Annotated in this window: 10 protein-coding genes and 1 pseudogene; 4 read left to right on the top strand and 7 right to left on the bottom strand. The window is 62.9% G+C overall.

Features of this window, described 5'->3' with window-relative positions; all coding sequences use genetic code 11:
* Positions 1–149: 149 nt before the first annotated feature.
* On the bottom strand, positions 150–2,183 hold the full coding sequence (locus XnspCFBP7698_RS15230) for a TonB-dependent receptor (protein ID WP_104580181.1): 2,034 nt from the start codon (positions 2,181–2,183) through the stop codon (positions 150–152).
* 681 nt (positions 2,184–2,864) lie between these two features.
* Here XnspCFBP7698_RS15230 and XnspCFBP7698_RS21575 point away from each other — a divergent pair.
* Positions 2,865–3,017, top strand: coding sequence for a hypothetical protein (locus XnspCFBP7698_RS21575; RefSeq protein WP_158591104.1), 153 nt, complete (start codon positions 2,865–2,867; stop codon positions 3,015–3,017).
* 54 nt (positions 3,018–3,071) lie between these two features.
* Positions 3,072–3,351: pseudogene (locus XnspCFBP7698_RS21895) on the top strand (MFS transporter); the annotation flags it as partial.
* Positions 3,352–3,507: 156 nt separating this feature from the next.
* Here the strand turns inward: XnspCFBP7698_RS21895 and XnspCFBP7698_RS15215 are convergent.
* A complete protein-coding gene (locus tag XnspCFBP7698_RS15215) occupies positions 3,508–4,356 on the bottom strand; it encodes an oxidoreductase (protein ID WP_233548990.1) in 849 nt (282 codons plus the stop codon).
* Positions 4,357–4,444: 88 nt separating this feature from the next.
* Here XnspCFBP7698_RS15215 and XnspCFBP7698_RS21385 point away from each other — a divergent pair, with 88 nt between their 5' ends.
* Entirely contained in the window at positions 4,445–4,786 is a 342-nt protein-coding gene (locus tag XnspCFBP7698_RS21385; RefSeq protein WP_146093147.1) for a hypothetical protein, read from the top strand.
* A gap of 387 nt (positions 4,787–5,173) precedes the next feature.
* Here XnspCFBP7698_RS21385 and XnspCFBP7698_RS15205 read toward each other — a convergent pair whose 3' ends face one another.
* Positions 5,174–6,070 (bottom strand): LysR family transcriptional regulator, encoded by an 897-nt coding sequence (locus XnspCFBP7698_RS15205; RefSeq protein ID WP_123137578.1) that lies wholly within the window; start codon positions 6,068–6,070, stop codon positions 5,174–5,176.
* Positions 6,071–6,453: 383 nt separating this feature from the next.
* On the opposite strand from XnspCFBP7698_RS15205, the gene XnspCFBP7698_RS15195 reads away from it, so the two are divergent.
* A complete protein-coding gene (locus tag XnspCFBP7698_RS15195; RefSeq protein ID WP_123137577.1) occupies positions 6,454–7,341 on the top strand; it encodes an alpha/beta hydrolase in 888 nt (295 codons plus the stop codon).
* A 208-nt stretch (positions 7,342–7,549) separates the two neighbouring features.
* Here XnspCFBP7698_RS15195 and XnspCFBP7698_RS15190 read toward each other — a convergent pair whose 3' ends face one another.
* From XnspCFBP7698_RS15190 to XnspCFBP7698_RS15180, 4 genes are all read right to left on the bottom strand, one after another.
* Positions 7,550–9,139, bottom strand: coding sequence for a hypothetical protein (locus XnspCFBP7698_RS15190; protein WP_147423600.1), 1,590 nt, complete (start codon positions 9,137–9,139; stop codon positions 7,550–7,552).
* A 367-nt stretch (positions 9,140–9,506) separates the two neighbouring features.
* Positions 9,507–9,965, bottom strand: coding sequence for a gas vesicle accessory protein GvpU (gene gvpU, locus XnspCFBP7698_RS15185; RefSeq protein WP_039411978.1), 459 nt, complete (start codon positions 9,963–9,965; stop codon positions 9,507–9,509).
* Between the two features lie 317 nt (positions 9,966–10,282).
* Complete coding sequence (locus XnspCFBP7698_RS21380) at positions 10,283–10,648, bottom strand: hypothetical protein (protein ID WP_147423599.1); 366 nt, start codon at positions 10,646–10,648, stop codon at positions 10,283–10,285.
* Between the two features lie 43 nt (positions 10,649–10,691).
* Positions 10,692–11,111: a hypothetical protein gene (locus XnspCFBP7698_RS15180; RefSeq protein WP_123137562.1), complete on the bottom strand. Its 420-nt coding sequence runs from the start codon at positions 11,109–11,111 to the stop codon at positions 10,692–10,694.
* Positions 11,112–11,366: the final 255 nt, after the last annotated feature.

Raw genomic sequence — 11,366 nt, 5'->3', positions numbered from 1 at the left:
CACCGTCTGGGTGCACGCTTCCCTGGCAAGAAAGCCAACTACTGACGCGGCGTTTGCAGTCACCACGCCCAACGCGACGTCCTACGCGTGTGCCAAAACGGCCACTACGCCGCCCGCACCCGGCTGCGATGCCGGGTGCCTGGCCAGTGTCAGAACGTCAGGTTCCAGGCCGCATACACGCCACGCCCATCGGCCGGGGTAAAGCCGGAGATGCCGCTGTCGAAGAAGCCATACACGTACAGCTTGTCGGTGACGTTCTTGATCTGTAGCGACAGCTCGTTGCGCGGGTTGACCTGCCAGGTAGCGCTGACATTGCCGATCACATAGCCACCGTAGCGCCCCAGCGTGTTGGCGCGGTCGATGTAGTAATCGCCCTGCCCATTGCCCCACAGGCTGAACTTGAGGCGGTCGCTGGCCTGGTAGTCCACGCCGCCGGTGAGCAGCCAGTTGGGGACGTTTTCCACTTCCTTGCCACGCGTGTCCGGCGCTCTGGGGTCGGCCACCACGATCTGCGCCTTCTGCCGCGAGTAGGCCAGCCATGCGCGCCAGCGCTCGCTCGGCTGCAGGTTGAGTTGCGCGTCCCAGCCGCGGCGCAGGGTGCGGCCGACATTGCTGACCTCATCCACCGCCACCGCACCATTGACGCCGATCACGCGCGCCACCTCGCCCGACGCGCGCTGCTCCCAGTACGCCAGGCGGGCGTCGGCCCAGGACCAGGGCTGGAACTTCAGGCCGCTCTCCCAGCCGTCGTTGATCGAGGGGCGCAGGTTGCGGGCCTGGGTGCGGTAGGCGCCGTTGCCGCCACCGATCTGCCAGGTGCGGCCCCAGTTGGCGTACGCGGTGGCGCGATCGCTCAGGCGATAGGCGGCGCTGAACTTGGGCTGCAGGATGCTGCCGAAGTCGTAAGTGGAAAACCGCGTGCCGCTGAGCGCATCCAGAAAGCTGCCGCGCACCTGGTCGATGCGGTAGGCCGGCACCAGCTTCAGCCGCTCGGTCGGGCGCATCACCAACTGCAGATAGGCGCCGCGGGTATCCAGGCTGTAATCCCAATCGCGCAATGGGCGCACCCGCTCGCGCTCCACGGTGCGATAGCGTTGCGACACGTTGTCCTGCCACTGCGCGTCCACGCCGGCTTCCAGCGCAAATTCGCTGAAGCCCGCCAGCTCCGGCCGCCAGGTGGTGCCGGCAATGACGCCGTGGTGGGTCTCGTTGGTCACCCGCTCCTGCTGCGGATTGCGTTCGACAAAGCGCACGAAGCGCTCGTTCTGGTAGCGGTTGACGTAGGTCTTGGCGGTCCAGCTCCAGTCCTCGCCCAGCGTGCCGTCGGCATGCAGCACGGTCTGGATCAGCTGACGCTCGCTCTGGTCCGTATTGGAAAATGCCGGCGAGCTGCGCGGCGCCTGCCGCGCCTGCTGGAAGGTGAGAAAGCCCGCTTCCTGCGCAGTGGCGTGATAGAAGCGCGTGCTCAGGCCGGCGCGCCAGCGGGCGTCCGGGTCGGTGTACAACCATTTGGCGGCGAAGTTGCGCTTGATCGCCAGCGCATGGTCGCGATAGCCCTCCGAACTGCGCCAGCCGACAAAATAATTCTGGCTCCAGCCGCCCTGCTCGAACCCCTTGGCAGCCTGCACGTCGTAGGTGCCGAAGCTGCCGGTGGCGAGGCTGAGCGTGCCGTCGTTGCCGCCGCTGCGGGTGACCACGTTGACGTCGCCGGCGATGGCGTTGAGCCCGTAGCGCGGGTCATTGGTGCCGCGCACGATTTCGATCGCTTCGATGTCCAGCGGCGAGATCATGTCCATGTACGGCATGCCGCCGAGGTTGTCGTTGCCGGGCACGCCGTCGATCAGCAGCTTGACCGCGTTGACGCGGCCTTCGGCATTGAAGCCGCGGAACGAGAACCGCCCGGCTTCGGTGCCGACCTTGAACTGGGTGACCTGCACGCCGGGTGCGCGCGCGAACAGCTCCCAGCTGAAATCCACCTTCTGGTTTTGCAGCAGGTCGGCGCCCAGCACGTCCACCGACGAAAACACGCTGTGCGCGGCGAGCGTGCCGTTGGAGACGGCCGTGGCCTGCACCTTGCCCAGGGTGAGAACCGAATCGTCGCTAGGGGCGTCGGCGGCGGATGCGGTCTGCGCGCAGACGAGGGTGACCGCCAACGCGGCGGTGAGACGGTGAAGCGTGTGCATGACGAAACTCCGTGCGGCCTTGTGAAGGCCGCGACAACAAAAAGCGTGAGCGCGTGGCGTACTGCCGCGGCGGCCAGGGATGACCAGACGTGGTCAGTGCACGCGAAAACTGGCGCGATGGAGGTGATCGAGCGCTGATGCGAAGCGATTAGCCAACTGCCGGCAGCGGTGGTCCGCGTGGCGGATGCGCTTCGCGCTGGCTGCTGGCTGACAGGCCCGCTGGCGCTGGCCGGCCGCGCACGCTGGAGCGCGCTGCGGGCAGCAGGATGAGCACCGCCACCAGCGGCAGGAGCAGTACGCGCGCGGCGAGCTGACACGCCTCGCACGTGGACGCGGTTCCCTCACCTGCAGGCTCGGAATGTTCACTGCCGCGTCCCGTCGAGGTGTCGCCATCTGCATCAGCGCTGTGTGCGGACGGCAGGCCGGCTGCGCCGCTTGGCTGCACACGTGCAGTCACTGGTGCGTCGGTCGCAAGCTCGTGCGCTTGACTGCGCCGCTGCGAGAGCGACAGGTGACTCAACACCGGCGACAGCACCAACAGCAACGCCGCCAGGATGGCGAGGCTGCGCAGCAGGCGGGCGGAGTGGGCACGTAACATCGTTACACTATAACAAGTGTGACGCGCGTTCGCTCTGGATCGTGCTGAATGCATTGCGCTACCAAGGCCGAGCGATGTGCGACATGGCCAAGCCGATGGCGAACGCGCGTGCGGGCATCGCGCCGCATAACCACGAAGCAAATGCGCCGTTGATGAGCAGGCTTCATAAGCTCGTGCGGATCAGCCATCGTTATCGCCGCCCGCCGCCCGCCGCCCGCCGCCCGCCGCCTGCGTAAGCTGCAGCACATCCACAGCACGCGCACGTCCGAGCCGCAGCCTTGCCGGCAGTGCTGGGCGTGGTGACGCTGGGCATGCTGCTGGCCGGCCACGTGCTCTGGGCGGTGGCACTGGCGATGATCGCCTGGGGCACGCTCAACTCGGCGATTCCGGTCGCGTGGTCCACCTGGTTGTGCCGTTGCATCAAGGATGCCCCAGGAAAGTGGCGGCGGGCTGATGGTCGCAGCGATCCAGCTTTCCATCATGCTCGGCGGCGCGCTGCTGGACCACCTGTCGATCGGTGCCACCTTCTTCGGTGCCAGCGTGTTGCTGCTCGCCTCATCGTTCGTGGCAAGCAATAGCAAGCGCTCGCAACCAGGAGCGCCGGTTGCAAGCCTGTGCTTTGGTACCAGCGCAGGCTTGTATGACGTGGCACGATGGCGCCGCAGTGTCACATGCGCCCGGTCAGCGCAGTACCGGTCTGTCCGCTCTGCGCTTGCGATCGCCGCATCAGCCCATTCCGAATTGCTTATGCAGCACTTTGTCCAACACAGAACGCGGCAGGAAGCGACGCGCAAACGTGATTTGCCGCGCGGCCTTGCCTGAGGGGTAGCGCAGCTTGGGTCGCTGATCACGTGCGGCCAGCACAATGGTTTCGGCGACGCTTTCTGCGGTATCAGCTACCGCCATTGCCGTGTCGTAAGTACGTTGGTAGCTGGCACGCAGCGCATCGTAGATAGCCAACGGGCGGTCCGATGGCACGGTGCTCGCTTCGAAGCTGGTCTTGGTGGCGGCGGGCTCGATGACCGCGACGCGAATGCCGAATCCGCGGACTTCGTGATCGAGCGATTCGGAGTAGCCTTCCAGCGCGTGCTTGGTGGCCGAGTAATAGGCGCTGAAGGGCGCCGGGATGAATCCCAGTGCCGAACCGACGTTGAGAATACGTCCGCCGCCTTGCGCGCGCATGAGCGGCAGCACCGCGTTAGTCACGCGCACCACGCCGTGTACGTTGGTCTCGAAGAGCGCGCGCACCTGCTCGATGGAGCTTTCCTCGGCGGCGCCGGTGATGCCGATGCCGGCATTGTTGACCAACAGATCGATCCGTCCTTCGCGTGCATGCAGATCGGCGATGGCTGCCTGTACCGATGCGTCATCGGTGACGTCCAGTGCCAGCATCGGGAACCCGCGCTGTCCGGCATCGGCGCCGCGCCGGCTGGTGCCGTAGACGGTGTAGCCGGCGGCGGCCAGATGCGTTGCAGCTGCCAAGCCGATACCGGAAGAAGCGCCGGTTACAAGCGCCACGGGATGTTTTGATGTCATGCGATGTCCTTGATTGGGGTATGCGGAAGATGCAGGCATTGCGACAGGGGGCGATGGGACAGCCAGGTTGTGTGACGTGTGGCGATGCGCCGGCTGATTACGGTGTTACGTGCCTGCGTGGCGCCGCATGGTGCTGGTCTATCACTGCGTCACCGCTCCCCCAATACCGGGGGATATCGCCATTGGCCGGGTTCGGGTTGTGGACGTCGTTGCGCAGGCGGGACCGCGCAGTGTCCTGGCCGGCCGCCAGGATCGCCGTTACTGGCCGCACTCCTACGGCGGCGCCCTGGGCTGGTGCTACCAGCGGCCGCCCGTTGCATGCGAATTGCTCCAGAAAACGCTTACCGCATGCCCAGCCCTGGGCAGCCAGCAGACCGACGTCAGCCAAGGCACCCGTAATCAGAACGTCGGCCAGCTCGAACATCGGCAGTTAATTCCAAGCAAGATGGATTTAAGATGTCATACGTAATCTAAAAAAGCAATCATGATTTTTGTCGTCACCGAATGACGCGGCTATGGCAGTACTGGCCGGAAAGACCGGCATGTGTTTCATCAGTGCCGAGGGGGAACAGCCGCGCGGTCGATGCGGCGAGGTCACTGACCTGGAGGCGCCACTCGACCATTACCGGTTCGCGCAGTGTCGGGGTTGCTCGATTGACCCAGGTTGGTCTGGCCGCCGGCGCACATCACGCATGTCCATGCCGAACGGGGAGGTAGCGTGGACGAAGTAGGGCAAACCCAGATCGACGGGAGCGAGTGCCTCCACGCCAACCTCGCGACGGCATGGAAAGGCAGGTATCCAGCGATTGCGGTGCATGCCTGGGATGAGTGCAGATCCGCTGCCGATACAGCGTTGTTAGCGTTGGGCGGGCAATGCCTCACCAAGCTCGTGCTTTAACGCCGCCACGCAGTCGTCCACGAAGCTTCGCACCTTCGATGAGCCACGGCGTCCTTCGAGGTAGACCACATGCACCGGCTCCGGCGCGACTTCGAAGGCGTCGAGCACGCTGACCAATTGGCCGCTGCGCAGATGATCGCGGACCTGGTACGACGGCACCTGCGTGAGTCCCCAGCCCTGCACGGCGGCCTCGATGGCGCCATTGCAGCCGTTGACGCTGAGTCGCGAGTCGGCATCGACCAGGTGGGCGTGCCCGTCCACGCAAAACGGCCACGGTGCCGGGCGCTCGGCCGCGGAGATCGAGATGGTTGCATGCTGCGGCAACGCGTCCGGATGCTGAGGGATGCCATGCGCATCGAGGTACTGCGGTGATGCGCAGACCATGCGGCGTACGCCGCCGACCGGGATGGCGGTCAACGACGAATCGGGCAGCGCACCAATGCGCACCGCCACGTCGATGCCTTCGTCCAGCATCGGCACAACACGGTCGAGCAGGATGGCGCGCACGTGTATCAGCGGGTACCGGGCCAGATAGCGCGTTACCACCGGCATCACATGCATGGCACCAAACAGGTGCGGCGCCGTGATCGTGAGCAGGCCGCTGGGATGCGTGTGCAGGCCGGCAGCACGGCGCTCCACCTCATCGAGCTCGGTCAGCAGGCGCCGGCAATCGTTGGCGTATTGATGTCCGGCATCGGTGAGCCGCATGTTGCGGGTGCTGCGCACCACCAGCAGCACGCCAAGGCGCTGCTCCAGTTGCGCGATGCTACGTGTCACCGTGGCGGTGGAAATCCCCAGGCGCCGCGCGACCGCGGCAAAGCTCGCCTGCTCGGCGAGGGCTGCAAACAGCGTCATTTCCTGGATGCGATCCACCGCAGACTCGGCAATTGGCGTTCACCACAGCGTAGCAGCGTCCTGGTGCCGTAGCGGTCCACCTGCAGCACCAGGGCGCCGCGTGTTGTCATCGATGCAGCATTACGAGCGCCGCAATGGTCAATTGCGCTGCCGAGGTGTTCTGCTGCTGCGCGCCGATGCCTAGCATGGCTCTCACTTCATCCGCGTTTGATTGTGCCATCGCTCGATCAGAGCCATCAGCCGCGTCCCTTGCCGGCAACGCCCCGGCAGTGCCCGCGTCCACCGGGCTGCTGGTCGCATGGGCCGTGACCGCTGCCTCGGTGGGCGCTGGCATTCCAAACGTGGCAACGGCCAGACAACCACAGACAGTGAAAGGAGACATCATGTTTCATGACCACAGTACGCGTGTGAGCTACAAGACCCAGCAGGTCGGGGACGTCGAGGTGTTCTACCGCGAGGCGGGGCGCAAGGATGCGCCGGTGTTGCTGCTGTTGCACGGGTTTCCCAGTGCCAGCCACGTGTTCCGCGACCTGATGCCGCTGCTCGCACAGCACTATCGCTTGATCGCACCGGATTTGCCCGGCTTCGGCAATACCAAGGCGCCACCGCGCGGGCAGTTCGATTACACGTTCGAGAACCTCTACAACGTCATCGAAGGATTCACTGAAGCCTTGGCACTCGCCAGCTACAGCGTGTACGTGTTCGATTACGGCGCGCCGGTCGGCTTTCGCCTGGCTGCTGCAAACCCGCACAAGGTGAGCGCCATCATCAGCCAGAACGGCAATGCCTATGTGGAGGGCATCAGCGATCAATGGGGTGCGTGGCAGGCGTACTGGCGCGAGCCGAGCGCCGCCAATCGTCAGGCATGCCGTGCCTCCTTATCGCCGCAGGCCATTCGCGACTGGCTGTACGGCACCGGCGCCGATCCGGGCAAACTCTCTCCCGATGGCTACACGCTGGATATCGCATACATGGCACGAGAGGGTGCCGAAGAGATCCAGCTCGATCTGATCCTGGACTACCGCAGCAATGTGGCGGCCTATCCTGCCTTCCACGCGTATTTCCGTCAGCATCAGCCAGCCTTTCTGGCAGTGTGGGGCAAGCACGATCCTGCCTTCATTCCGGCCGGTGCACAGGCCTATCGCAACGACCTGCCGAACGCCGAAATCCATTTGCTGGACGCAGGCCACTTCGCGCTGGAAACGCATGCGCCGGAGATTGCGCAGTACCTCCACGATTTCCTGTCACGCACGCTCACGACATCGTCGTAACGCGGGCAGCTGAGTGGGCACTGCGGGCGTGGCGACAGCGCTGGTGCTGGCCAGCCTTGTGCGGATCTGCCGATGCAGTGCGGCATGTGCAACGGCACTGACATCAACGCGGGTGGGAGTGATCTTTGCCGGCAGATGCTGCCCGGCCCGGCGCGCTCCGGCCCCGCGTGGTGCGTGATGCGCTTGCGGCCCTATTTCCGCAAGCGCATCACGCAAACATGCCACGCACCACGTCGGCGTTGCTTTGCCCATCGGGGTTGCCCACCGTGCTGTCGGAGGCGAGGTTCCAGCAACTCAGATGCGCCAGCGCGTTGACCAGGGGATAGGACAGATGCAGCTGGGTGACCGTGCCATAGAGGGGGAAATCGTCCACGCTTTGCAGATCCAGCTCGATCTGGGTTTCATCCGGCAATTGTTTCCACCATGCACGCACCCGATCGTTGTACACCCACAGTATCTCGACCGACTGCTGCGCAGGCACGTTGAACCAGTCATTCTCCAGCACGCGCAAGCGCTGCCGCACCAGTAACGCGCCGCCGGATTTTTTGGCTGCCAGCAGGCCCTGTTTCAATGCATCGAATGCGGTGGTATCGAACACCTGGTTGTGCCGGAACATGCCGTTGGCGTCCTCGCACAATTGCTCGTTGGCATACGCCGGGTAGCTGCGGGTTTTCTCGCAGAACGGCTGCAGCCCGAACAGCGGCGGCAGGTCGTCGGCAACCACGGTTTCGCCCGATTCCGGATCGATGTTCACCCCTTGGTCCGAGTTGACGAACACCAGCAGGCGCGTGAAGCCACGTGCGAGCAGCGGCATGATGCCCAGGTTTTCCAGGTTGCCGCCGTCGGCGAAGCGGTAACTCTCCGTCGATTGATCACGACCACCGACGGGCCAGTACGGGTAACGCGGCACCAGCCCATTGATCTCGGGAAACCTCTCTTCGAAGTCTTCGGCCGGCGCCATGCTGCTGCACCCGGCGATGTCGTTGAGGCTGAAGGCACGCTGGGGCACGCGGGCGGTGACCATGCCGGCACCGTCGTCGGCGGTGTAGTCGCTGCCCATCGCAAACGACTCGATGAGACCACCACCAATGACACCGAGTTGGTCAGGCTGGTCGAAGAACCCGCGGATGCCGAGAAACCAGTTGGCTTCGAACGGCAGCAAATCCGCGCTCACGCCATCGTTGATGAAGACGGCGGTGTTGAAGATCGGTAGCGGCCGCCCATCTCGCAAGGTGTAGAAGTTGTCTGCGGTCAACTGGGGATTGCGCTGCAGCGGGCCTTGCGCCAGGTACGTCGCCGTGCCGGTGAAATAATGCGGATCGATGCCGGTGGCATCGGGCTTCCACAAACCGTAGTCCTTCAGCACCAGCTTGCCGATGACCGCTTGCCACATATCCGATGGGGCGTAGCGTTTGCTCAGCCGGTACTCGGCCAGTTCATTGAGGATCGGCAGCGTGCCAAGCCGATACGGCACCTGGCCGAGATTGTTTGGCGCCATCTGCGCCAGCACGTCCAAGCCCAGTTGCGAAGGATCCAGCACCACCGGGCCCAGGAATTCATCGTCGCTGATGGCCTTCGGCAGGTAGCTGTACAACACATTGGCCCAGGTCCCGCCGGAGACCGACGAAATCGCGCTGACCTTGTCGAGCAGCCCCAGGTAGCGCAGCCCCCGTAGCTGCCCCAGCGCACACGACAGGGCACGGCTGCCGCCACCGGACAGGCAGATGCCGACGCCACTTGCCGATGCCGGGGCCGGTGGCGTCTCCAGTACATCGATTGCCACGGTGAATGTCGCCACGGTGTCCCTTCCCCTTTGCACGTAGCCGTTGACGGCGCAGTCGCAAGCCTAGCGCTCAAGGTTCGGTTGCCACGCGACGTTGCGCACAAATTGCGGCGATTTTGCTCGCTCACAAAGATCAGCACTGCGTCAGGGGATGCGCGGGAATGGTCATCGCGCGTCGCACTTCACGCTGTCGGTCGGACTCAACCAGACGCCATGCCTGCGACGCCAGGCATGACGGCAGGCCGCAACGCCGCACCGGCCATCGTAGTGACGATGACTTCGGCGCATGGACGCATCCTGGACGGGCCGCTGCGACGGCGCAGCCCGGCGATCCTGCAAGCCCAGGGCGAGCGACGCATCATGGCATCAGCGTCAGCCAGCGCTAATCCGCAGAAAGCGATCCCAGGGTGAAGCCGGACACAGCGTTGACCTTGCCACGCCAGAGCACGCCACGGTTGCTCGGCAGCGGCTGGCCGGCGGGTGAAAAGCAGCGCGCATCGATCAGGTGGATGAACTGCGGCGGTGCGCTGCTTTGCTGCGCATCGTCCTCGCTGTCGTAGATGCTGGCGTGGCTGGCAAACGCGCGGCGGATCTCCTCCCTTTCTTCGGCATCGCCGGGGTATGCGGCAGAAAACTCCTGCGCAAATGCCTCGAAATATTGCTTCCCGCTGACCAACTGGCCGGACACGATGATGCCATCGACAAACAGCGTAATGCCGAACTGCGCATCCGAGGAGTTGGCAATACCGACCAGCTTCTGCAGATACCAGTCCACGCTCTGGCCGTCGAACGCCAGCTTGACGTCTTCCAGGCTGGGTTGATGTTGCTCTTGGTCTGTCATACAACTCTCCTTGGTAAAAGATGTAACCGGTGTGTACACATTAAGTGCGGCGAAGAGCCTGCTCATCGCTGCGCATGCCCAAGAAAGCCAGTGCGTCCTGTCCAGTGATGGGCGTGGTTGAGTCCGCCACCGTCGCCTTGGCGAGCATGCGCAGAGTCTATGACAAGTTCACCTGGACGGGCTGCCTTGGCACTTACTATTGTTCCAGGGCGCTAGCTTGTACTGCTGGGTAAGTTCTCTCTTGCGCGCGCAAGCGGCATGCGCATTGCAATTTCAGAAGCAGCAGGTCGTCTTTGATTATTCCGAAGCAATCTTGATCAGTGGTCGCAACTGAATTCGCCAGTGATGGTCTTGCCTGCGGTCCACATGGAAGTCTTTTTGCCAACTCCCTTGAGAGTAAAGGATGGCAGCAGCTGTGGATTACCGGGGTTGCGATAACTTAGGTTGATTGTCCTGGTCTTTTCCTCGAACTCAATGACGTGGTAGGAGCCGCTCGGCAAGCTTTTCGCGCCATCCGATCCGGGTAGGTGAACCAGAATTTGCTGGATTTTTCCGTAGCCAAGAAACTCAAGGTCATTGGCTGGATTTCCGCTTTGGCTAGTGAACGTGCACATGGTGCTGCTGGCAGTAGCAGGCGCCGCGATCAAAACGAACAGGGTTGAAATTGCACAGGTAGCTCTCATGAGTCTTGTGTCTTGATCAGTTAGCCGAATGAAGTGTTGTGGGTTAGATGAGGTCGATATCGTCTCGAGAGCCGGTGCAATGCTTTACGGAAAGCGCGCTCATACTCTCGAGTAGGACGGCATAAAGACGCCTAAAATCGAAGTCTTTGGGTTTTCGTTTGGCAAGCGCGATGCGTGAGACAGCATCCAGGAGTGTCTGTTTGAAAAGTTCCAATTGCAACGCGGCGGTCAGATGTTTGAAGTCATTCCAGTCCAGTTGGCCGACAGTGATGAATGACTTGCGCTTGGGTCTGTAACTCATGTAACCCTTGGTTGCTTCAAAATTTAATCCTTCCGCAACATCCGTTAGCTCAAAGCCAAAATAGAACGTATCGACAGACAAGCCAAAACTCTCTTCTGCCAGAGAATCTTTGATGTGGGATTCAATATTGTCGAGTTGCAGCCACCAAGCGCCCTTGGACATATCGAAAGTCCATCTAGAATCATCGGCACACTTGACCGTCCAGCTTGTCGAAATGAGCAGGCTGAATTTCACAGCAGCCTGGAAGCCGCGTCGCAATAGGCCACAATGTGATGGGTGGCCATCCCCTTTGTGTACAGGGGTCTCTGCTGTTTAGTGTCTATGCCCAATGGTGCGTCCGTCGGCGAAACGTGGGTCTCATGGTGTAGCGCTTCCCTGACTAACTAGCGTGACGCTAGCATGAAGTTGCTGCAGGAA

The organism is Xanthomonas sp. CFBP 7698 (assembly GCF_003600855.1).
Taxonomy (GTDB): Bacteria; Pseudomonadota; Gammaproteobacteria; order Xanthomonadales; family Xanthomonadaceae; genus Xanthomonas; species Xanthomonas cannabis.
This window is presented reverse-complemented; position numbering and strand designations above follow the sequence as displayed.

Bases quoted from the DNA above. Each gene is read 5' to 3' on its own strand.
- XnspCFBP7698_RS21385 (WP_146093147.1), top strand. From the start codon at position 4,445: ATGGTGCTGGTCTATCACTGCGTCACCGCTCCCCCAATACCGGGGGAT.
- XnspCFBP7698_RS15180 (WP_123137562.1), bottom strand. From the start codon at position 11,111: ATGTCCAAGGGCGCTTGGTGGCTGCAACTCGACAATATTGAATCCCAC.
- gvpU (WP_039411978.1), bottom strand. From the start codon at position 9,965: ATGACAGACCAAGAGCAACATCAACCCAGCCTGGAAGACGTCAAGCTG.
- XnspCFBP7698_RS15205 (WP_123137578.1), bottom strand. From the start codon at position 6,070: ATGACGCTGTTTGCAGCCCTCGCCGAGCAGGCGAGCTTTGCCGCGGTC.
- XnspCFBP7698_RS21380 (WP_147423599.1), bottom strand. From the start codon at position 10,648: ATGAGAGCTACCTGTGCAATTTCAACCCTGTTCGTTTTGATCGCGGCG.
- XnspCFBP7698_RS15215 (WP_233548990.1), bottom strand. From the start codon at position 4,356: ATGCCTGCATCTTCCGCATACCCCAATCAAGGACATCGCATGACATCA.
- XnspCFBP7698_RS21575 (WP_158591104.1), top strand. From the start codon at position 2,865: ATGGCCAAGCCGATGGCGAACGCGCGTGCGGGCATCGCGCCGCATAAC.
- XnspCFBP7698_RS15230 (WP_104580181.1), bottom strand. From the start codon at position 2,183: ATGCACACGCTTCACCGTCTCACCGCCGCGTTGGCGGTCACCCTCGTC.
- XnspCFBP7698_RS15195 (WP_123137577.1), top strand. From the start codon at position 6,454: ATGTTTCATGACCACAGTACGCGTGTGAGCTACAAGACCCAGCAGGTC.